This is a genomic window from Verrucosispora sp. WMMD573 (assembly GCF_027497175.1).
Classification (GTDB): domain Bacteria; phylum Actinomycetota; class Actinomycetes; order Mycobacteriales; family Micromonosporaceae; genus Micromonospora.
In genome coordinates this window covers 262525-283040 of record NZ_CP114901.1, presented here as the reverse complement: position 1 = coordinate 283040, position 20516 = coordinate 262525, and the positions used below count along the sequence as shown (strand labels likewise).

Annotated in this window: 19 protein-coding genes; 10 read left to right on the top strand and 9 right to left on the bottom strand. The window is 71.1% G+C overall.

The window, feature by feature from the left end:
* Positions 1-10: 10 nt before the first annotated feature.
* Together O7601_RS01335 and O7601_RS01330 are read right to left on the bottom strand one after the other, a co-directional pair.
* Complete coding sequence (locus tag O7601_RS01335; protein ID WP_210830096.1) at positions 11-310, bottom strand: DUF1540 domain-containing protein; 300 nt, start codon at positions 308-310, stop codon at positions 11-13.
* An 84-nt stretch (positions 311-394) separates the two neighbouring features.
* On the bottom strand, positions 395-1015 hold the full coding sequence (locus O7601_RS01330) for a DUF4126 domain-containing protein (protein WP_281564491.1): 621 nt from the start codon (positions 1013-1015) through the stop codon (positions 395-397).
* 71 nt (positions 1016-1086) lie between these two features.
* On the opposite strand from O7601_RS01330, the gene nucS reads away from it, so the two are divergent.
* The gene (nucS, locus tag O7601_RS01325; RefSeq protein ID WP_281564490.1) at positions 1087-1746 is read left to right on the top strand and encodes an endonuclease NucS; all 660 of its coding nucleotides are present in this window, start codon (positions 1087-1089) and stop codon (positions 1744-1746) included.
* A 12-nt stretch (positions 1747-1758) separates the two neighbouring features.
* Here nucS and O7601_RS01320 read toward each other — a convergent pair whose 3' ends face one another.
* Entirely contained in the window at positions 1759-3255 is a 1497-nt protein-coding gene (locus O7601_RS01320) for an aldehyde dehydrogenase family protein (protein WP_281564489.1), read from the bottom strand.
* 251 nt (positions 3256-3506) lie between these two features.
* Between O7601_RS01320 and O7601_RS01315 the strand changes: the two genes are divergently transcribed.
* The 5 genes from O7601_RS01315 (at position 3507) to O7601_RS01295 (ending at position 8421) form a co-directional block, all read left to right on the top strand.
* Positions 3507-3971 carry an FHA domain-containing protein gene (locus tag O7601_RS01315; RefSeq protein WP_281564488.1) on the top strand — a complete coding sequence of 155 codons (465 nt, stop codon included), beginning with the start codon at positions 3507-3509 and terminating at the stop codon, positions 3969-3971.
* Between the two features lie 121 nt (positions 3972-4092).
* A complete protein-coding gene (locus O7601_RS01310) occupies positions 4093-5148 on the top strand; it encodes an alpha/beta hydrolase (RefSeq protein WP_281564487.1) in 1056 nt (351 codons plus the stop codon).
* A gap of 204 nt (positions 5149-5352) precedes the next feature.
* Complete coding sequence (locus O7601_RS01305; RefSeq protein ID WP_281564486.1) at positions 5353-7137, top strand: 3-hydroxybutyryl-CoA dehydrogenase; 1785 nt, start codon at positions 5353-5355, stop codon at positions 7135-7137.
* Between the two features lie 35 nt (positions 7138-7172).
* Complete coding sequence (locus O7601_RS01300; protein WP_281564485.1) at positions 7173-7499, top strand: hypothetical protein; 327 nt, start codon at positions 7173-7175, stop codon at positions 7497-7499.
* Between the two features lie 112 nt (positions 7500-7611).
* Positions 7612-8421: an alpha/beta hydrolase gene (locus O7601_RS01295; RefSeq protein WP_281564484.1), complete on the top strand. Its 810-nt coding sequence runs from the start codon at positions 7612-7614 to the stop codon at positions 8419-8421.
* A 129-nt stretch (positions 8422-8550) separates the two neighbouring features.
* Here O7601_RS01295 and O7601_RS01290 read toward each other — a convergent pair whose 3' ends face one another.
* The 6 genes from O7601_RS01290 to mce all read right to left on the bottom strand — a co-directional run bounded on the left by O7601_RS01290 (position 8551) and on the right by mce (position 15945).
* The gene (locus O7601_RS01290) at positions 8551-8733 is read right to left on the bottom strand and encodes a DUF397 domain-containing protein (protein ID WP_281564483.1); all 183 of its coding nucleotides are present in this window, start codon (positions 8731-8733) and stop codon (positions 8551-8553) included.
* Positions 8724-9524 (bottom strand): helix-turn-helix transcriptional regulator, encoded by an 801-nt coding sequence (locus O7601_RS01285; RefSeq protein ID WP_281564482.1) that lies wholly within the window; start codon positions 9522-9524, stop codon positions 8724-8726. Before O7601_RS01285 ends, O7601_RS01290 begins: the two co-directional genes overlap by 10 nt.
* 341 nt (positions 9525-9865) lie before the next feature.
* Positions 9866-12115: a hypothetical protein gene (locus tag O7601_RS01280; protein WP_281564481.1), complete on the bottom strand. Its 2250-nt coding sequence runs from the start codon at positions 12113-12115 to the stop codon at positions 9866-9868.
* Between the two features lie 186 nt (positions 12116-12301).
* Complete coding sequence (locus O7601_RS01275) at positions 12302-13570, bottom strand: DivIVA domain-containing protein (protein WP_281564480.1); 1269 nt, start codon at positions 13568-13570, stop codon at positions 12302-12304.
* A 290-nt stretch (positions 13571-13860) separates the two neighbouring features.
* Positions 13861-15216: a crotonyl-CoA carboxylase/reductase gene (ccrA, locus tag O7601_RS01270; protein WP_281566754.1), complete on the bottom strand. Its 1356-nt coding sequence runs from the start codon at positions 15214-15216 to the stop codon at positions 13861-13863.
* 255 nt (positions 15217-15471) lie between these two features.
* Positions 15472-15945: a methylmalonyl-CoA epimerase gene (mce, locus tag O7601_RS01265; RefSeq protein ID WP_281564479.1), complete on the bottom strand. Its 474-nt coding sequence runs from the start codon at positions 15943-15945 to the stop codon at positions 15472-15474.
* A gap of 61 nt (positions 15946-16006) precedes the next feature.
* Between mce and O7601_RS01260 the strand changes: the two genes are divergently transcribed.
* The 4 genes from O7601_RS01260 to O7601_RS01245 all read left to right on the top strand — a co-directional run bounded on the left by O7601_RS01260 (position 16007) and on the right by O7601_RS01245 (position 20490).
* Positions 16007-17206, top strand: a complete 1200-nt coding sequence (locus O7601_RS01260; RefSeq protein WP_281564478.1) for an acetyl-CoA C-acetyltransferase — start codon at positions 16007-16009, stop codon at positions 17204-17206.
* On the top strand, positions 17203-18207 hold the full coding sequence (gene meaB / locus O7601_RS01255) for a methylmalonyl Co-A mutase-associated GTPase MeaB (protein ID WP_281564477.1): 1005 nt from the start codon (positions 17203-17205) through the stop codon (positions 18205-18207). Before O7601_RS01260 ends, meaB begins: the two co-directional genes overlap by 4 nt.
* A gap of 97 nt (positions 18208-18304) precedes the next feature.
* Positions 18305-18697, top strand: a complete 393-nt coding sequence (locus O7601_RS01250; protein ID WP_281564476.1) for an Asp23/Gls24 family envelope stress response protein — start codon at positions 18305-18307, stop codon at positions 18695-18697.
* Between the two features lie 104 nt (positions 18698-18801).
* A complete protein-coding gene (locus tag O7601_RS01245) occupies positions 18802-20490 on the top strand; it encodes a methylmalonyl-CoA mutase family protein (RefSeq protein WP_281564475.1) in 1689 nt (562 codons plus the stop codon).
* The last annotated feature ends 26 nt before the right edge of the window (positions 20491-20516 follow it).

The window sequence follows — 20516 nt, the reverse complement described above, 5'->3', positions numbered from 1 at the left end:
CCGCCGAGTCTCAGCGGTGGTCGTAGGTCATGCAGTCGGCCATGTCGGCGTCGGGGCCGACCCGGATCGCCGGCGCCTGGCACTCCAACTGCTCGTTGTGTCGGCAGTCGGCGCGCTGACACGCCCCGACCTGGGCGATCTGCCCGTCGAGGCCGGCCCGGACGGCAGGCATCTCGATGAAGGTGTGGCAGTGGGCGTGGTCCATGCTGCCGATGGTGATGGCGAAGGCGTGGCAGTCGCCGGTGTGGTTGTACGCGCAGGCGGCGACCACACATTCCTGGACCCGGGGCATCTCCATTGCTGCGGTCATGACCCAACCTCCTCCGTTGATTGCCCCAATTTTAGGCTTTGGGGCGGATCGTGGAGGCGATTTGGCCGAGCCAGCGGTGCGCGGTCAGACGCGGAAGCCCGCCTCGCGGGCCGCCCGCCGCTCCCGCCGTCGGTCCGCCCGGCGGCGCAGCAGCCACGGGAGGACGAGCACGAGGCCGACCAGGAACACCAGCACCAGCACCGGCAGGATGATCGCGACGAGCGACATGACCACGCTGGTGGCGTCCTCGGCGGTGCTCGCCACTGGCGCGCCCACGCCGGCCGTGGCCGCGTTGATCACCGGACGGGCGGTCGACTTCAGTAGATGTACGCCGAGCGCGATGAGCATCCCGACCAGCACCGGCAACCACTGCCCGCCGCTGGCGAAGAAGCTGTCCGGGTCGCTCACCGTCACGGTCTCGGACGCGGATCCGGCCCCGAACGCCAACCCGCCGGCCGTCGGCCGGACGACCGTCTGCACCATGTCGTTGACGTGGTCGACCACGGGCACCTTGTCCGCGACGACCTCGACGACGAGCAGCACCGCGAGGATGCCCAGCACCCACTCGTTGCCCAGCCACTGCCACCCGCCAGGCAGGTCTATGACGCTGGTGAAGCGGGCCAGCAGACCCATCGCCAGCAACGGAATGTAGGCGTTCAGCCCCGCCGAGGCGGCGAGGCCGGTACCGGTGAGCACTTCGAGCACCAGCCCAGCATGGCACCGGCACGCCAGCGCCGCTCGGTGGCGACGCGCCGCGACTCCGCTACCCTGCTCGGGTGCGGTTGGTGATTGCGAAATGCTCGGTGGACTATGTCGGACGGCTCTCGGCCCACCTGCCGCCGGCCACCCGGCTGCTGATGGTGAAGGCGGACGGGTCGGTGTCCATCCACGCCGACGACCGGGCGTACAAGCCGTTGAACTGGATGAGCCCGCCGTGCCGGCTGGAGGAGGCCCCGGGCGTCTGGCGGGTGGTCAACAAGGCCGGCGAGGAGTTGCGGATCACCCTGGAGGAGATCTTCCAGGACACCTCGTACGAACTCGGTGTCGATCCCGGGCTGCGCAAGGACGGCGTGGAGGCTCACCTCCAGGAGTTGCTGGCGGCCAACCCCGAGACGCTGGGTGACGGGTACACCCTCGTCCGCCGCGAGTACATGACCGCGATCGGCCCGGTCGACCTGCTCTGCCGGGACGCCGACCAGGGCACGGTCGCCGTCGAGGTGAAGCGCCGTGGCGAGATCGACGGCGTGGAGCAGCTCACCCGCTACCTGGAACTGCTCAACCGGGATCCGCTGCTCGCCCCGGTCGCCGGGGTGTTCGCGGCACAGGAGATCAAGCCGCAGGCCCGGGTCCTCGCCACCGACCGGGGGATCCGCTGCGTGGTGGTCGACTACGACCGGTTGCGCGGCATCGAGCGCGACGAGCTGACGCTCTTCTAGGCCACGCTCCGGTCACCGGCCGTAGAGGAGCTTGACCGCCTTCACCAGCCGGGCGACGTCGGCCGGGGTGCGCTCGAACGTGGTCGAGGGCAGCAGTGAACGTCCCCGACGGCGGGTGACGGCCTTGGCCCGGGCGAACTCGCGCAGCCCGTCCTCGCCGTGGATCCGGCCGAAACCGGACTCGCCGACTCCGCCGAACGGCAGGGTGGACATGCCGGCGAAGGTGAGCGTCGAGTTGACCGAGGCCATGCCGGAGCGCAACCGCCGGGCGATCGCGATCGCGCGCCGCTGACCGAAGACCGAACCACCCAGGCCGTACGGCAGGGCGTTGGCCCGGGCGAGCGCCTCGTCGACGGTGTGGACCCGGTTGACGGTCAGGGTCGGTCCGAAGGTCTCCTCGCGTACGGCGGCGGCCTCCTCCGGCACCTCGACCAGCACTGTCGGGTGGGCGTACGGCGGTCGTACCGCGTCCGGCCCGCCGAGCACCGCCCGACCACCACGGTTCACCGCGTCCTCGATGTGCCGTCGGATGACGTCGAGTTGACTCGGCATGGTGATCGGGCCGATGTCGGCGTCGTCGGGGCCGACGGTGAGCCGCTCCGCGCGCTCGACCACCTTGTCGACGAACGCGTCGAAGACCGGCTCGACGACGTAGGCGCGTTCGATGCCGATGCAGGTCTGCCCGGCGTTGGTCATCGCTCCCCAGACGCAGGCGTCTGCGGCGGCGTCCAGATCGGCGTCGGCGTCCACGATCATGGCGTCCTTGCCGCCGGCCTCCAACAGCACCGGGATCAGCGATTCGGCGCAGGCCGCCATCACCTTCTTCGCGGTGGCCGTCGAGCCGGTGAAGGCGAGCTTGTCGACGCCGGCCCGGCACAGGGCCGCGCCGACCTCACCGAGGCCGTGCACCGCGCTGAGCACCGGATGCTCGGGCACCACCTCGGCGAAGCTGTCGACCAGCCACTGACCGACGACCGGGGTGTACTCGCTCGGCTTGAAGACCACCGCGTTGCCGGCCGCCAACGCGTACGCGATGGAACCGATGGGGGTGAAGACGGGATAGTTCCACGGACCGATCACGCCGACCACACCGTGCGGTTGGTACTCCAGGTGAGCCGAGAACTCGGCCAGGACGAGCCGCGAGCGGACCCGCCGGGGGCCCAGCACCCGCCGAGCGTTACGGGCCGCCCAGTCCACGTGCTCCACGGCGGTCACGATCTCGACGAGTGCGTCGGCGACCGGTTTGCCGCCCTCGGCGTGCATCAGCCCGGCCAACTCTTCCATCCGCTGCGCGAGCAGCCGCCGCCAGCGCAGCAGCCGTTCCCGCCGCCCGGTGAAGCCGAGCCCTGCCCACCACTGACCGGCGGCGCGGGCCCGCTCGACGGCACGTTCGACGTCAACGGCGGCGGCGACCGGAACGCGTCCCGCTTCGTCACCGGAGGCCGGGCTGGTCGAGATCAGGTGTTTGCCCTGGACCGCTGGGGTGCCGGGGGGTAGCACAGCCGTCATGGCGGAAGTCTAGACGCGAAAATTACTCGCCGGTAGGGGCGGGAAACGGGCGAATCCTCCCGGCCGTCCGGGCGGTTGAATCCGGTGAACCTCTCGTCCGGCCGAGAGTTCCGTTGCCGGCCGCCGTGGAAGATGTGAACACAAAGCACCCGGATGGTTGCCGGTACGCGTCCGGCCGGATGGTGGAGGTGGACACCCGGTGATGACACGCTGACCCGAGATCGTCGCACGGGTGGAAGGACTGACTGTCCATGGAGGAACATCCGCAACTGATGCCGCTGCTGACGGTGGCTGCCGGGCCGATGCGGGGGCGACGCTTCCGGCTGCCGCGTCGACCGCAGGTGATCGGCCGCGATCCGGCGGTCGACATCGTCGTGCACGATCCGCACCTGAGCCGTCGACACCTGGAGATCTGGCGGGCCGGTGAGGGTGCCTCACTGGTGGATCTCGGGTCCACCAACGGCACCTGGGTGAACGACCGCCGGGCCACCGAGGTCGTCCGGCTCAGCGACGGCGACGTGATCCGGATCGGCGGTACCGAGCTGAGGTTCTTCGACCCGGGCGTGGCCCGGACGGATCCGGTGGGCCTGAGCTTCGAACTGCCTCGTCAGGAGCGACGACCGATCCGACCGCTGCCCACCACGGTCGCGACGCCTGTGGTGCCCGGGCAGGCCGGCGCGCCGGACGCAGCAGCCGTGGCCGGCGTCCGCCGCTGACGACCGCGCGTCGGCCACCACGCTGGCCCGGGACGCGTGGGCGTCGGCCACCCACGGCGGCCCGGCCCGGTGGGCGCCGGCCATATGGACCGGCGGAGCCGATCGTGGCAGCATGCCGCGGATGGAGACCCAGCAGCAGGTCGTGACCGCCAACGGAATCACCCAGGCCGTCCGGGTGGCTGGACCCGTCGACGGCGTGCCGGTGCTGCTCGTGCACGGCAACTGTTCCTCGGCCGCCTTCTGGGAGCCGCTGGTGCGCCGCCTGCCGGATACCTTGCGAGTGGTAGCGCCGGATCTGCGTGGCTACGGCGCCACGCAGACCGCCCCGGTCGACGCCAACCGGGGCCTGACCGACTTCGCCGACGACGTGGCGGCGTTGCTCGACGAGCCGTCGCTCTTCGCCGAGGGCGCCCGGCCCCTGGTGGTCGGCCACTCGCTCGGTGGCGGAGTGGCGATGCGCCTGCTGGTGGACCATCCCGACCGGATCGCCGGGCTGCTGCTCGCGGCGCCGGTGTCCCCGTACGGCTTCGGTGCCACCCGCGACCTGGTCGGTACCCCGGCCACGCCCGACCTCGCCGGCTCCGGCGCGGGCACGGCGAGCGGCGACTTCGTCACGCGGCTGGCTGCCGGTGACCGCAGCGCCGAGGCGCGGACCAGCCCGCGCAGTGTGCTGCGGACCGCGTACGTGGCGGACGCCGCCTGTCTCGGCGACGACGAGGAACTGCTGCTCGACAGCGTTCTTTCCACCGCCACCGGCTTGGACAACTACCCCGGCGACGCGGTGTCCTCGACGAACTGGCCGGGTAGCGCACCGGGCGGCCGTGGCGTGCTCAACGCGCTCGCGCGTTTCCGGGTCGCCGAGGAGCTGGTGGCCGTCACACCGAAGCCTCCGATCACCTGGATCCGCGGTGAGTCCGACGTGATCGTCTCGGACACCTCGTTGTTCGACCTGGCACAGCTGGGGGCGCTGGGCGTGGTGCCCGGCTGGCCCGGGCCGCAGGAGTGCCCACCGCAGCCGATGATCGGGCAGACCCGCTCGGTGCTCGACCGCTACGCCGAGACCGGCGGCAGCTACCGGGAGGTGGCGCTGCCCGGCTGCGGGCACAGCCCACACCTGGAACGTCCGACGGAGTTCGTCGCGGAGTTGCTCGCCCTCGCTGCGGCCCACCCGGCCTGAGCCGGCCTGCGTCGGGTCACCCAGGTCTGCGCCGGGCCGATGACCGGCCCGGTTCCCGCGCCGTACCGCCGGGGTGGGTAAACCGGGCATCGGTGACATGTGCCACGGCGTCTCGACAACGGTGCGTCACGTGGCAGACTCGCGCGCATAACCTTAGCGGCCGTTCATGTCGGGCCGTGCCGTTGTGGACAGGGAGGCCGGATCGTGGCGCGCGAGTTCACCAGCGTGGGTGTGGTGGGTCTGGGCACCATGGGTGCCGGCATCGTCGAGGTCTTCGCCCGCAACGGCATCGACGTGGTGGCCGTGGAGATCTCCGACGCCGCGCTCGACCGGGGGCGGGCGAACCTGACCGGCTCGACGGACCGGGCGGTGGCCAGGGGCAAGCTTGCCGAGGCGGACCGGGACGCCCTGCTGGCCCGGGTCGATTTCGCCGTCGGGCTGGACGCGCTGCACGCGGTGGACCTGGTGATCGAGGCGGTGCCGGAGCACCTCGACCTCAAGCAGCGGCTCTTCGCCGAGCTGGATCGGGTCTGCAAGCCCGAGGCCATCCTCGCCACCAACACCTCGTCGCTGAGCGTAACCGAGATTTCGGTGGCGACCGCGCGCCCCAACCAGGTCGTCGGCATCCACTTCTTCAATCCGGCACCGGTGATGAAGCTGGTCGAGGTGGTACGTACGGTGGTCACCGCCGCCGACGTGGTGGCCGACGTGGAGGCGCTCTGCGGACGGCTCGGCAAGGTTGACGTGACCATCAGTGACCGGGCCGGGTTCATCGCCAATGCGTTGCTCTTCGGCTACCTCAACCACGCCGTCGACATGTTCGAGTCCCGGTACGCCACCCGCGAGGACATCGACGCGGCGATGAAGCTCGGCTGTGGGCTGCCCATGGGGCCGCTCGCGCTGATGGACCTGATCGGCCTGGACACCGCGTACGAGATCCTGGACACCATGTACCGGCGTGGTGGCCGGGACCGCCGGCACGCCCCGGTGCCGTTGCTGAAGCAGATGGTGACCGCCGGGCTGCTCGGGCGGAAGTCCGGCCGGGGGTTCTACACCTACGAGCGGCCCGGTTCGCCGAAGGTCGTACCGGACGAGCAGACGCCGACCACAACGGAGCCGGCACAGCGCGACGCGGCGGTGACCAAGATCGGCATCGTGGGTTCCGGGACGATGGCCACCGGGATCATCGAGGTCTTCGCCAACGCCGGCTACGAGGTCGTGTCGGTGACCCGGGGCGCCGAGCAGTCGGCCAGGGTCTTCGAGGCGGTGCAGACCTCGCTCAACAAGGGCGTGGTCCGGGGCCGGCTCAGCGAGGCGGACCGGGACGCCGCGCTCGGCCGGATCAACTGGTCGGCGACGCTGGACCACCTGGCCGACGTGGATCTGGTGGTCGAGGCGGTAGTCGAGGAACTCAGCGTCAAGAAGGCCCTCTTCGCCAGCCTGGACGAGCTCTGCAAGCCGGGCGTGGTGTTGGCGACCACCACCTCCTCGCTGCCGGTGATCGAGCTGGCGATGGCCACCCAGCGGCCGGCCGACGTGGTCGGTCTGCACTTCTTCAACCCGGCCCCGACGATGCCGCTGGTGGAGATCGTCCGGACGATCCGTACCTCCGCCGAGACCATCGCCACCGCTCAGGCCGTCAGTGCCACGCTGGGCAAGACCGGTGTGGTCTGCGGGGACCGGTCCGGTTTCATCGTCAACGCGCTGCTGTTCCCGTATCTCAATGACGCGGTGCGGATGCTGGAGGCCAGCTACTCCACCACCGACGACATCGACCACGCGATGAAGCTGGGCTGTGGTTACCCGATGGGCCCGTTCGAGCTGCTGGACGTGGTGGGCCTGGACGTGGCGCTGGCCATCCAGCGGGAGTTGTACCTGGAACTGCGCGAGCCCGGTTTCGCCCCGGCGCCGCTGCTGGAGCACCTGGTCACCGCAGGCTACCTGGGCCGCAAGACCGGCCGCGGCTTCCGCGACCACACCCGCCGCTGACCCGGTCACGGCAGCTCGACCGTACGCTTGACGACGTGAGCCCCCGTCGCAACCGTCCCCGCCGCGACGACGCGGCGCACCTCGACACCGAGCGCGCCCGGCACGGCGTCGCCGCGGTCCAACAGTGGCGGGACGGCGAGTGGCAGGTCCGCGGCATCAGCGGTGGCGCGTCCACCAAGACGTACCGTTGCCCCGGGTGCGACCAGGAGATCCGGCCCGGCGTGGCGCACGTGGTCGCCTGGCCGGCGGACGGTCGGGGTGACCTGACCGATCGGCGGCACTGGCACACCGGCTGTTGGCACGCCCGCGACCGCCGGACCCCGGTCACCGAGCGCGGTCGCAACGCGCCCCGCCACGGCTGACGGCGCGGACTGCGGTCAGACCGCCCACCTCGATCGGCGGCCGTTCGGAGTCACCTTCGCGATCTTGGTCACGTCGGAGGCGGAGCGGTGGGCGGCACGGGACAATGGGCGGGTGAGCAACGCTATCCGTGCCTCCTCGATCCTGCCGGGGCACCGGGAGGACATCGAGCTGCACACCGCGGATGACCTGCGGTTGGTCGGCGAGTTGGCCCGCCCGGTCGACCGGGACCCGGCCGCGACCCTGGTCTGCCTGCACCCGCTGCCCACCCACGGCGGGATGATGGACAGCCACGTGTTCCGCAAGGCAGCCTGGCGCCTGCCCGCCCTGGCCGACCTGGCCGTGCTCAGGTTCAACACCCGGGGGACGAGCAGCGTGCGCGGCACCAGCGAGGGCAACTTCGACTCCGCCGTCGGCGAGCGCTTCGACGTCGCCGCCGCGATCGAGTACGCCGAGTTCCACGAGCTGCCGAACGTCTGGCTGCTCGGGTGGTCGTTCGGCACCGACCTGGTGCTGCGCTACGGCTGTGACCCGGCGGTTACCGGCGCGATCCTGCTCTCCCCGCCGCTGCGCTACTCCGGCCGGTCCGACCTCGACCAGTGGGCCGAGTCGGCAAAGCCGCTCACCGCGTTGGTGCCTGAGTTCGACGACTACCTGCGCCCGGAGCAGGCCCGCGAGCAGTTCGCGGCGGTGCCGCAGGCCGAGGTCGTCGGCGTACCCGGTGCCAAGCACCTCTGGGTCGGCGACGCCGAGACGGTGCTGGACGAGGTGGTCCGGCGGGTCAACCCGGCGGTGCCGGTGCCGCTGCCGACCACCTGGGACGGCCCGATGGAGACCGGTGACGCCAGCGCGTACGCCGACCGGACGGTCGCCGCCTTCGCCGACACCCCGGTGTCCGGCCCGCCGCAGCGTCAGGCCGACTGATCCGTGGTCACCGCGCACCCCCGGAGTGCTGCCCGGCCGGCGAGCAGCGCGCACCGACCCGGGGGAGGTGGTACGGGTGCGCTGACGCGCCGAGCGCGGGGGTGGTTCAGCGCCGGCAGGTGCGGCGAATCACGCCTGCTTGACCCGGTCGACGAAGGACCGCCAGGTCGACGGGGTGAACGCGAGCACCGGACCCTGCCGGTCCTTGCTGTCCCGGACGGCCACCACGCCGGGCAGGTTGTCGGCCACCTCCACGCAGTCGGTGCTGCCGCTGCGGGTGGAGGTGCGCCAGGTTGCGCCGATCAGGGCCATGACTTCACCATTTCGTTGAGGAGTTCGACCGACTGCTGGCGGGACAGCGCCTCGTTGCGCACCGTCTCCCAGCGCGCCAACAGGGTAGCCAGGTTCGCCTCGTTGTCGGTCGGTGAGGCGGTCAGTTGGGTTTCCTGGCTGGCCACCCAGCCACCGTCCACGTTCCGGGCCAACGAGAACGAGCCGTAGAGGCCGACGTGTAGCCCGACGCTGAGCGGCACGACGTGGACGCTGATGTTCGGGCGCTCGGCGGCGGCGATCAGGTGCTCGATCTGGTGCGCCATCAGCGCCTGAAGGCGCTGGTCCCGCCGGTGCAGGATCGCCTCGTCGACGACCGCGATGAGCTGCGGTGGGTCGGGCTGGGTGAGGATGGCCTGCCGGTCCAATCGGGTGGCCACCCGCTGCTCCACCTCCTCATCGCTGAGCAGGTCGTCGGAGCGGATAACCGCGCGGGCGTAGCCCTCGGTCTGGAGCAGCGCCGGGACCAGCGTCGGCTGGAAGACCCGGAGCTGCCGGGCCTGGCGTTCGGCGTCCAGCCAGGGCAGGAACCAGGACGGCTGCCCCTCCCGCTCGGCGATCCGCAGCAGCGACGCCAGCAGGCCGCCGGAGGTCAGCACCTCGTCGGCCCGGGCCAGGAGCTGACGATCGTACGGTCGGGTGCCGGTCTCGACGGCGGAGACCATGGACCCCGAGTAGTGCACCAGCTTGCCGAACTCCTCCTGGGTGTGCCCGGCGGCGACCCGCAGCCGGCGTAGCTGTGACCGGATCAGATCCGCCGTCGTCTGTTCCACACTGCCTCCACCACCATCTGCCGAGAACCACTCGGAATCTCTCGGCGGCGGCTCCCGGTGCGCACCAGGGCCACCACCAGCCTCGATACCTTCAGACAGTAGTGGTCCGGTCACCAGACTGTCAGCCATGCCGGATTCGGTCGTGGCCCGGAGGGCGCGGACGAGTTCAGGCGGGAGCCGCTCGCATCCCCTTGCGAGCGGCCCCGACCCCTTCGGATTGCGCGCCGATCATGCAGTTGTGGCCGTGACAAACCACGCGGTAACGGACAAATCAAGGACCATAACTGCATGATCGCCGGTGGCCGGTGGCCGGTGGCCGGTGGCCGGTGGCCGGTGGGAGGTTAGTCGGAGGTGACTTTGCTGGGTTTGGCGCTGCGCTCGTCGGTGGTGGGCTTGGTGGGGCGCTTGCCGTTCTCGCCGGTACTGGTGATCTTCGTCGGGGTGGCGTCCCGGCCGCCTTCGCCGGGAACGGCGGCCACCGTCGGCTCGCCGTCCAGCCCTTCGCTCGCGGTACCGCCGTCGGCGCTGGTCGGCTCGGCCGCCGGGCGGGTCGGCGACGGGCCCTCGACAGTGGTGACCGGTTCCGCCACCGGCTTCGTCGCCGGCTCGGCATCCTGTCCGGTCGGGCGGTCACCGCTCGGGCGGTCGCCGGTCGGGCGGTCGCCGGCCGGGTCGTCGCCGGCCTTGCCGCCTCCCGTCGGGACGACCGCCAGCTTGTCCGGGACAGGTTGGGCGCCGTTCGCGGAGACGCCGGTGGGGTGTGCCCCGTTGGTGGACACTGCGGCGACCGCCGGTGCGGTCGACCCATCGGGCAACGACGTGGACTGTAGCCGCAGGCCGAGCAGCTTGCGCTCCAGATCGTCGGACTCCTGCCGGGACTTCCACGTCTCCTGACGCAGGTCGGCGAGCTGCTGCTGGGCCTTGGCGATCTCCAACATCACCTGGGCGAGTTGCTGTCGGCCGGCTGCGGCCTCCTGCTGGGTGGCGGCGAGGTGCTGCTGGGTGGTGGCCAGGTGCTGCTGGGTGGTGGCCGCGTACTCCTCGAACTGGCGGCGGGACGCCGCGACGTGCTCGTCCGCCTCCCGACGTACGGCGGTCACGTGCTCGTCCGCCTCCCGCCGGGTGGTTTCGGCGTACCGGTCTGCGTCGTGGTGGGTGCTGGCCGCGTACTCGTCGGCCTCGCGCCGGACGGAGGTGACGTATTCGTCGGCCTCGCGCCGCTTCGCGGTCGACTCGGTCTCCGCCTGGCGCAGCAGCTCACCGGCCTGCTCCTCGGCCCGTCGGCGCACCGTGGCGGCCTCCTGCTCGGCGGCCTGGCGGATCTGGTCGGCGCCCTGCTCGATCTCGTTCTTCCGCGCGGAGTACTCCGACTCCAACTGGGACCGACGGGTCTCGAACCCGGACTCCAACTCGGCCGTACGGGTGCGGATCCGCTCGTCCAGCTCGGCGTTGCGGGTCTTGTACTGCTTCTCCAGCTGGTCGCGGCGGGCGGTGAACTCGCGCTCGGCGGTCGCCTTACGCTCGGTCAGCTCCCGGTCGGCCGCCTCGCGTCGGCCGTTGACCTCTTTCTCCACCCCGGCCCGCCAGGCGCCCAACTCCTGCTGCGCCTGCGCCCGGGCGTGCTGCACGTACGCCTCGGTCTCGCTGCGCATGCGCTGGGCGTACGCCTCGGTCTCGGCGCGGGTGCGCTTGGCCGCCTCGGTCGCCTGGGTGCTCAGCCGCTCGGCCTCCTGGCGGGCCTTGTCGCGGGCGGCCCGGCCGGCCTCGGCGGCATCGTCGATGATCTGCTTGGCCTCCTGCTGGGCCTTGGCGTGGGTGGCCCGGCCCGCCTCGGTGGCCTGGTCGACCAACCGTCGCGCCTCCTGTTGGGCCTTGGCGTGCACCTCTTTGGCGGCGTCGCGAAGCTGGGTCGACTCCTGCTGGGCGGTGGCGAGCGCCTCACGGGCCGCGTCGCGCAGCTTGGTCGCCTCCTGCTGCGCCCGGTTGTGGATCTCCTTGGCCGCGTCCCGGAGCTGCGTCGCCTCCTGCTGCGCCCGGGCCAGCGCCTCCTGAGCGGACTTGCGTAGCCGGGCGGCCTCCTCCTTCGCGGACTTCGCGGCGGCCTCCGACTCGGCCCGGCGGGCTGCGGCCTGCCGCTCCTCCTCGGCTCGGCGGGCGGCCAGGGCGATCTCGAAATCCTTGAGCGCGGTGGCCGCCGCGACGCGGGCCTCCTCGATGATGTGCTCGGCGGCGGCCCGGCGGGCTTCGATCTCCTCGTTGGCGGCGGAGAGGATGTCCTCGGCCTGCTCCTCAGCCAGCGTGAGGATCTGCTCCACCCGCGGCCCGAGGTGCCGGAAGGCGGCCCGGTCGACGACCCCTACCTGCTTGCGCACCTGGGCGAGGTCGCGTTGCAGCACCTCGACCTGACCGGCCAGCTTGTGGATCTGGGTGTACGCCTGTTCCCGTTCGGCCGCGAGCGCGGCGATCTCGTGCTCCGCACGAGCGACGTATCGGTCGACCTGTCGTTTCTCGTACCCCCGCAGGGCGGACTCGAAGCTGGGCTCCGTGGTCACGTCCCCGCCGAGCGCGAACAGTTCCTCGCCGTGCGACATGCTCCCATCCTCACACGCATCAGGCCCTCCTGGGGCGATACGGACGCCCCTGTTGGGACCTACTTCACGGCTTGGGGAAGTCGTTGCTGGTAGCCGGTCCGGGCCCCGCGAAACGTAGGGCGGCGCGGGGTGTCACCGGTCACCCGATGTCACCCCGCGCCGTGGATCATGCCCCGGTGAATTCGATCAGCTGGAGGTCTCCGCGGCCACCTTGTCGTCCGCCCCGTCCGCCTTCTTGGCCGCCGGCTTGTCGCCCCCGGCAGCGGCGGCGTTGTTCGGCACGCCCGGAACGATGCCGGCGAGGCCGGAGAGCATCTGCCCGAGCTGCGAGGTGACGGCGTCCTTCTGGCGGGTGAGGTCCTCGACCTCGCGGCGCGCCGCCTGGGTGGTCAGTTCGGCCTCGGTGCGCGCCTCGTTGAGTAGGCGCTGCGACTCGGCGCGCGCCTCGTTCAGCGTCCGCTCGGACAGCGCCTTGGCCTTCTCCACCGTCTCGGTGGCGGTGCGCTCCGACTCGACCCGACGGGCCTCGGCCCGCTGCTCGATCTCCTTGGCCCGGTCCTGCGCGGCGCGGGCGCGCTGCTCCGCCTCGTTGACCAGCTTCTGGGTCTGCGCGACCTGGGCGGCGTGCCGCTCCGACTCCTCGCGCTCGGCCTTCTCCCGCCGCTCCGCGAGCTGCAACTCCAGGGCCTGGAGGTCCTTGTCGCGCTTGTCGCGGGCGTCGGTGAGCAGCTTGGTCGCCTCGGCGCGCTTCTCCTCGGCCTCGCGGGCGGCCTTGGCCCGCTGCTGGGTGATCTCGCGCTCGGCGGTGGCCCGCAGGGTGGCCACCTCGCGTTCCACAGTGGACTTCAGCTCGGCGACCTCGTGGGCGGTCACCGTACGCAGCTGCTTGGTCTCCCGGTCCGCGTCGGCGCGCAGCGTGTCGGCCTCGCGGCGGGCCTGGACGCGTACCTCGGCGGCCTCGCGCTCGGCGGCGGTGCGGACGTTGCCCGCCTCCCGCTCGGCGGTGGCCTTCATGGCCGCGGCCTCGGCGCGCGCCTTGTCGGTGATCTCGCGCGCTTCGAGGCGAGCGGCGGAGAGGATGCCCTCCGACTCGCGCTTGGCCTCGTTGCGGTGGTCGTTGGCCTGCTCCTCGGCGAGCCGGAGGATCTGCTCGACCCGGGTGCCGAGGCCGGACAGCGTGGGCCGGCTGTTCTCCTCCAGCTGCTTGCTGGTGTCGGTGAGCTTCTGCTCAAGAGCAGTGAGCCGCTGCTCGGACTGCCGGAGCCGGCGCTGTGCGTCGTTGAGCGCCTGCTCGGCGTCGGCGCGGTCCTTGTTGGCCTGGCTCAGTGCGGCGTTCAGCCGGCCGATGAAGTCGTCGACCTGACCGGTGTTGTATCCGCGCAGGCCAACCGTGAAATCTGGCTGCGAGTTCGCGTTATCGAAGAACGCGAGAGGGGAGGACTGCTGCTGGGGCATTGGGACATACTGGCAGACTCCCTGGGGTGCTTCGCAAGAGCGTGCCAACCTTTGCCGTCCGCATTACATGGTCAACTCCGTGCGGTGACCGACCACCGGCCCGACATGCGATCTTGCCAGCTCCGGGGCGAGCTGGATGGCACGGAGCGTGACGTGGAAAAGGGCCGTGGCGCGGTGGCGCACGGCCCTTTGTTTCCGACGTCGCCCGCTCGCACGAATGGGGGTCTGGGGATCCGTGTGGAAAGCCAATCGGCGATCACCGAATGGCCATCGGCGCCTCGGCCGTCAGGTCAGCGCCCACGGAACCGGTTGATGGCCGCGACGTGCCGGGCACGCAGCTCGGGGTCGCGTACGCCGAGTCCGTCCTCTGGGGCCAGACAACGGACGCCGACCTTGCCCTGGTGGGCGTTGCGGTGCACCTCGTACGCGGCCTGGCCGGTCTGCTCCAGCGGGTATGTCCGCGACACCGTGGGATGGATCTTCCCCAACGCCACCAGCCGGTTGGCCTCCCACGCCTCCCGGTAGTTGGCGAAGTGGCTGCCCACGATGCGCTTGAGGTGCATCCAGAGGTAGCGGTTGTCGTACTGGTGCAGGAAGCCACTGGTGGAGGCGCAGGTGACAACGGTGCCGCCGCGCTTGGCGACGTAGACGCTGGCACCGAAGGTCTCCCGGCCGGGGTGTTCGAAGACGATGTCCGGGTCGTCCCCGCCGGTCAGCTCCCGGATCCGCTCGCCGAAGCGGCGCCACTCGTCCGGATCCTGGGTCTGCTCGTCCGACCAGAATCGGAAGCCCTCGGCGGAGCGGTCGATCACCAGCTCGGCGCCCATCCGCCGGCACAGCTCCGCCTTCTCGGGCGAGGAGACGACGCAGACCGGGATCGCGCCGCCGTTGAGCGCCATCTGGGTGGCGTAACCGCCCAGGCCACCCGACGCGCCCCAGATCAGCACCACGTCGCCCTGCTTCATGTTGGCCCCGTGGTGCGACACCAGCTGCCGGTACGCGGTCGAGTTGACCAGCCCGGGGCTGGCCGCCTCCTCCCAGCTCAGGTGGGTCGGCTTGGGCATCAGCTGGTTGGCCTTGACCACGGCCAGCTCGGCCAGGCCACCGAAGTTGGTCTCGAATCCCCAGATCCGCTGCTGCGGATCGAGCATCGTGTCGTCGTGACCGGCCGCGTCCTCCAGCTCGACCGACAGACAGTGGGCCACCACCTCGTCGCCCGGGCGCCAGCGACTCACCCCGGCGCCGACCCGGAGCACCACGCCCGCCGCGTCCGAACCGACCACGTGGTACGGCAGGTCGTGCCGGCGGGCCAACGCGGAGGTGCGGCCGTAACGCTGGAGGAACCTGAAGGTGGACAGTGGCTCGAAGATGCTGGTCCAGACGGTGTTGTAGTTGATGGCGCTGGCCATCACCGCGACCAGTGCCTCGCCCGGGCCGAGTTCCGGCGTGGGCACCTCCTGGAGGTGCAGCGCCTTGCGCGGGTCCTTGTCCCGGGTGGCCATGCCGTCGAACATCCGGGTCTCTTCGGCCCGGACCACCACGCCCCGGTAGCTCGCCGGCACCGGCAGTCCGGCGACACCGGCCAACTCGCTCGCCGGGTCGACCGACCCTTCCGCCGCCATGATGGCTTCGAGGATGTCCTGCACGGTGACCTCCGGTTCTCGCCGCGTCAGCGGCGGGCCTGGGGCTGCCATCGTCGGCGCTGGTCGGCGGCGGTCGCCATGTCGGCCGCCACCACATCCCGCGCCTCCGGGCTACCTGTGAGGCCGGAGGTTACTGAACGGTAGCTAGGGTCGGAAGGCTGCTGTGAAAAACTGCACCGGCCGCTGCGCGGAGGTGCATGCCCGCCCCGGCAAGCGCACACCTGCGTGCTCGCGGCGGGCCGGGCACGGCCGTCGGGGTCAGTGGGACGCGGCCGGTTGGACCAACTCGATAAGCACGCCGCCGGCGTCCTTCGGGTGCACGAAATTGATCCGCGAGTCGGCGGTACCACGCTTCGGGGACTCGTAGAGCAGCCGTACGCCACGCTCACGCAGCGCCGCGCAGGCCGCGTCGATGTCGGCCACCGTGTACGCCACCTGCTGAACGCCCGGGCCGTTGCGGTCGAGGAACTTCGCGATCGTCGACTCCGGGGTCAGTGGCGCGAGCAGTTGCACGCAACCCCCCTCGGTGCTCGGCCCGACCGACAGCATCGCCTCCCGGACACCCTGCTCGGTGTTGGTCTCCGTGTGCACGCAGCGCATCCCGAAGGTGCGCTGGTAGAAGTCGATGGCGGCGTCGAGGTCGGGCACCGCGATCCCGACATGGTCGATGCGGCGCAGCCCGATGTCTGTGACATAGTCGGCAGCGGGCTCGACGGGGGAGTTCTTAGGCATGACGTTAGTCTGGCCGAACAATCGTTAAGGCGTACAGGTCGGCACCCCCTCGGAGGCAGGTATGGCTTCGGTGATCGTCAGCGGCGCGCGGACCCCGATGGGGCGCCTGCTGGGCAACCTCAAGGACCTACCGGCGACGAAACTCGGCGGCATCGCGATCTCTGCCGCCCTGGAACGGGCGGGAGTCGCACCCGACCAGGTGCAATACGTGATCATGGGCCAGGTGCTCCAGGCTGGCGCCGGGCAGATTCCCGCCCGGCAGGCCGCCGTCGAGGCGGGCATCCCGATGTCCGTACCGGCCCTGAGTATCAACAAGGTCTGTCTCTCCGGGCTCGACGCGATCGCCCTGGCCGACCAGCTGATCCGGGCCGGCGAGTTCGACATCGTGGTGGCCGGCGGCATGGAGTCGATGACCAATGCTCCGCACCTGCTGCTCGGCCAGCGCGGCGGCTACAAGTACGGTGACGTGACGCTCAAGGACCACATGGCGCTCGACGGGCTGACCGACGCCTGGGACTGCTGCGCGATGGGCGAGTCCACCGAGCGGCACGGCAGCACCCGGAGCATCACCCGTCGGGAGCAGGACGAGTTCGCGGCCAGCAGCCACCAGCGCGCCGCCGCCGCCCAGAAGAACGGCCACTTCGCCGAGGAGATCACCCCGGTGGTCATCCCGCAGCGCAAGGGTGACCCGCTGGTGATCAGCGAGGACGAGGGCATCCGGCCGGACACCACCGCCGAGTCCCTGGCCAAACTCCGCCCGGCGTTCACCCCCGACGGCACCATCACCGCGGGCAGTTCCTCGCCGATCTCCGACGGCGCCGCCGCCGTGGTGGTGATGAGCAAGGCGAAGGCCAAGGAACTGGGCCTGGCCTGGCTGGCCGAGGTGGGGGCGCACGGCAACGTGGCAGGCCCCGACAACTCCCTGCACTCGCAGCCGTCGAACGCCATCCAGCACGCCCTGCGCAAGGGCGGCCTGGCCGTCTCCGACCTGGACCTGATCGAGATCAACGAGGCGTTCGCCCAGGTCGGTATCCAGTCGACCCGTGACCTTGGGATCAGCCCGGACAAGGTCAACGTCAACGGCGGGGCGATCGCGCTCGGCCACCCGATCGGCATGTCCGGCGCCCGGCTGGTACTCACCCTCGCGTTGGAACTCAAGCGGCGCGGTGGCGGCACGGGTGCGGCGGCGCTGTGCGGGGGTGGCGGCCAGGGCGACGCACTGATCATCCACGTTCCCGACCCCACCGAAACCGATCTGTGAGCGAGTCGAACACCCGCGTCCCGGCGGCGGCCACCGGTTCGGTGCGCCGCAGTCGGGACGTACCGATGCTTGTCGAACGGGCCCGCGACGGTGATCCCCGCGCGGTGGCCCGGCTGATCACCCTGGTCGAGTCGGGCGACGAGACCGTGCCGGTCATGGCCGCGGCGCTCGCCCCGTACACCGGACGGGCCCAGGTGGTCGGCCTGACCGGCTCGCCGGGGGTGGGCAAGTCCACCACCACGAACGAACTGGTCCGAGCGCTGCGGGCCCACGGGCACCGGGTCGGCGTGCTGGCCATCGATCCGTCCAGTCCGTTCACCGGCGGTGCGATCCTCGGTGACCGGGTGCGGATGCAGGACCATGCCACCGACCCGGGCGTCTACATCCGCTCCATGTCCAGCCGGGGGCACCTCGGTGGGTTGTCGGCGGCCACCCCGCAGGCGGTGCGGGTGCTGGAGGGCGCCGGCTGCGACGTGGTGCTGGTGGAGACCGTCGGGGTCGGGCAGGCGGAGGTCGAGGTGGCCTCGCTGGCCGACACCACACTGGTGCTGCTCGCGCCGGGCATGGGCGACGCGATCCAGGCAGTGAAGGCCGGCATTCTGGAGATCGCCGACGTCTTCGTGGTGAACAAGGCCGACCGGGACGGTGCCGACGCCACCGTGCGGGACATCCAGGGCATGATCGCCCTCGGCGAGCGCGGGCCGGGTCAGTGGCGTCCGCAGGTGGTGCGGGCGGTCGCCGCCCGTGGTGAGGGCATCGACGACGTCGCCGCCGCCATCGACAAGCATCGCGCCTGGCTGGTGGAGCACGACGAGTTGCGGCGTCGGCGGGAGGCGCGGGCCGCCGCCGAGGTCGAGGCGATCGCGCTCGGCGTGCTCCGCGCCCGGATCGGCTCGCTGCGCGACGGTACGCAGCTGCCGGCGCTCGCCGCCGAGGTGGCGGCCGGTGCCACCGATCCGTACGCCGCGGCCGAGACGTTGCTCGCCCAGATCGCCGGGTAACCACGTCCACTGCGGACCGCCCGGGACGGTTAGGCTCGCACCGCCGCGCGGTTGCGCGGACACCGCGACGGCCGCTGGGGGACGCATGGACCACGAGATGACGCAGGAGTTGGCGATGACGCCGGACGCGGTGGCGGGCGGGCGTACGCACATCTCGGACGAGGTGGTGGAGAAGATCGCGGTGGCCGCGGCGAAGGCCGTGCCCGGCGTGGTCGAGCTGGGTGGCGACATCGCCCGGTTCTTCAACGCGGTACTGGACCGGGTCGGGCTCGACCAGGTCGGCGACGCGCGCCGGGGCTGCTCGGCGCACGTCACCAACGGCGGTGCCGTGATCAACCTGGTCATCGTGACCGACGCCGGCCACCCGGTGCCGGAGGTGACCACGGCGGTGCGGGTCGAGGTGACCCGGGCGGTCGAGGCGTACGGACTGCGGGTCGACGAGATCAACATCCGGGTGGACGACGTGGCCATCGACGGTCCTGGCGCCTGAATTCGGGCAGCTCAGGTTACCGGTCGGTACGAACTGCCTTATCGATCGTTCAGGTAAGGGCTCTACACTCGATCGCAGTCGAGGACTCGAGGAGGAGCCCGGGGATGAACGCCGACGACATCGCGGCCGGGCGGGCCCGCTGGCAGGCCCGCTACGACTCCGCGCGCAAGCGGGACGCCGACTTCACCACGCTCTCCGGGATGCCCGTCGAGCCGGTCTACGGTCCACCGCAAGGTGCCGCGTACCCGGGATTCGAGCGGATCGGCTGGCCCGGGGAGTTCCCGTACACGCGGGGCCTCCACCCGACCGGCTACCGGGGACGGACCTGGACGATCCGCCAGTTCGCCGGGTTCGGCAACGCCCGGCAGACCAACGAGCGCTACAAGATGATCCTGGGCGCCGGTGGCGGCGGGCTCTCCGTCGCCTTCGACATGCCGACCCTGATGGGGCGCGACTCCGACGACCCGCAGTCGCTCGGCGAGGTGGGCCACTGCGGGGTGGCGGTGGACAGCGCCGCCGACATGGAGGCGCTCTTCGACGGCATCGACCTGGCCGGGGTCACCACCAGCATGACCATCTCCGGCCCGGCGGTGCCGGTGTTCTGCATGTACCTGGTCGCCGCCGAGCGCCAGGGCGCCGACCTGTCGAGCCTGGACGGGACGCTGCAGACCGACATCTTCAAGGAGTACATCGCGCAGAAGGAGTGGCTGTTCGACCCGGAGCCGCACCTGCGCCTGATCGGCGACCTGATGGAGTACTGCGCGGCCGAGATCCCGCGCTACAAGCCGCTGTCGGTCTCCGGCTACCACATCCGTGAGGCCGGCTCGACCGCCGCGCAGGAACTGGCGTACACCCTGGCGGACGGCTTCGGTTACGTCGAACTGGGACTGTCGCGCGGGCTCGACGTCAACGTCTTCGCCCCCGGGCTGAGTTTCTTCTTCGACTCGCACGTCGACTTCTTCGAGGAGATCGCCAAGTTCCGGGCCGCCCGCCGGATCTGGGCGCGCTGGCTGCGCGACGTCTACGGCGCTACCAGCGAGAAGGCGCTCTGGCTGCGATTCCACACCCAGACCGCGGGCGTGTCGCTGACCGCGCAGCAGCCGGTCAACAACGTGGTACGCACCGCCGTCGAGGCGCTCGCCGCCGTGCTCGGCGGCACCAACTCACTGCACACCAACGCCCTGGACGAGACCCTCGCCCTGCCCACCGACGAGTCCGCGGAGATCGCCCTGCGTACTCAGCAGGTGCTGATGGAGGAGATCGGGGTGACAAACGTGGCCGACCCGCTGGGCGGCTCCTGGTACGTCGAGGCGCTCACCGACCGGATCGAGGCCGAGGCGGAGGAGATCTTCGCCCGGATCCGCGCGCTCGGCGGCGACGGCCCGCACCAGATCGGGCCGATGACCTCCGGCATCTTGCGCGGCATCGAGGACGGCTGGTTCACCGGGCAGATCGCCGAGGCTGCGTTCGCGTACCAGCAGGCGTTGGAGAAGGGCGACAAGAAGATCGTCGGCGTCAACTGCCACACCGGCACGGTCGCCAAGGAGCTGGAGATCCTCCGCATCTCGCACGAGGTGGAGTTGGAACAGCGCCGGATGCTGGCCGAACGCAAGCACGGTCGGGACGACTCCCGGGTACGTGCCGCGGTCGAGGCCATGGTGGCGGTGAGCCGTACCGGGGAGAACATGATCCCGGCGATGCTCGACGCCGTCCGGGCGGAGGCGACCCTCGGCGAGATCTGTGAGGCGCTGCGGGCCGAATGGGGCGTTTACCGCGAGCCCGCACGGTTCTGACCTTCGCCCCATCAGGGCGGCTGGGC

Bases quoted from the DNA above. Each gene is read 5' to 3' on its own strand.
- O7601_RS01260 (WP_281564478.1), top strand. From the start codon at position 16,007: ATGGCTTCGGTGATCGTCAGCGGCGCGCGGACCCCGATGGGGCGCCTG.
- O7601_RS01250 (WP_281564476.1), top strand. From the start codon at position 18,305: ATGACGCAGGAGTTGGCGATGACGCCGGACGCGGTGGCGGGCGGGCGT.
- O7601_RS01315 (WP_281564488.1), top strand. From the start codon at position 3,507: ATGGAGGAACATCCGCAACTGATGCCGCTGCTGACGGTGGCTGCCGGG.
- O7601_RS01290 (WP_281564483.1), bottom strand. From the start codon at position 8,733: ATGGCCCTGATCGGCGCAACCTGGCGCACCTCCACCCGCAGCGGCAGC.
- O7601_RS01275 (WP_281564480.1), bottom strand. From the start codon at position 13,570: ATGCCCCAGCAGCAGTCCTCCCCTCTCGCGTTCTTCGATAACGCGAAC.
- O7601_RS01280 (WP_281564481.1), bottom strand. From the start codon at position 12,115: ATGTCGCACGGCGAGGAACTGTTCGCGCTCGGCGGGGACGTGACCACG.
- O7601_RS01245 (WP_281564475.1), top strand. From the start codon at position 18,802: ATGAACGCCGACGACATCGCGGCCGGGCGGGCCCGCTGGCAGGCCCGC.
- mce (WP_281564479.1), bottom strand. From the start codon at position 15,945: ATGCCTAAGAACTCCCCCGTCGAGCCCGCTGCCGACTATGTCACAGAC.
- O7601_RS01310 (WP_281564487.1), top strand. From the start codon at position 4,093: ATGGAGACCCAGCAGCAGGTCGTGACCGCCAACGGAATCACCCAGGCC.
- O7601_RS01335 (WP_210830096.1), bottom strand. From the start codon at position 310: ATGACCGCAGCAATGGAGATGCCCCGGGTCCAGGAATGTGTGGTCGCC.
- O7601_RS01320 (WP_281564489.1), bottom strand. From the start codon at position 3,255: ATGACGGCTGTGCTACCCCCCGGCACCCCAGCGGTCCAGGGCAAACAC.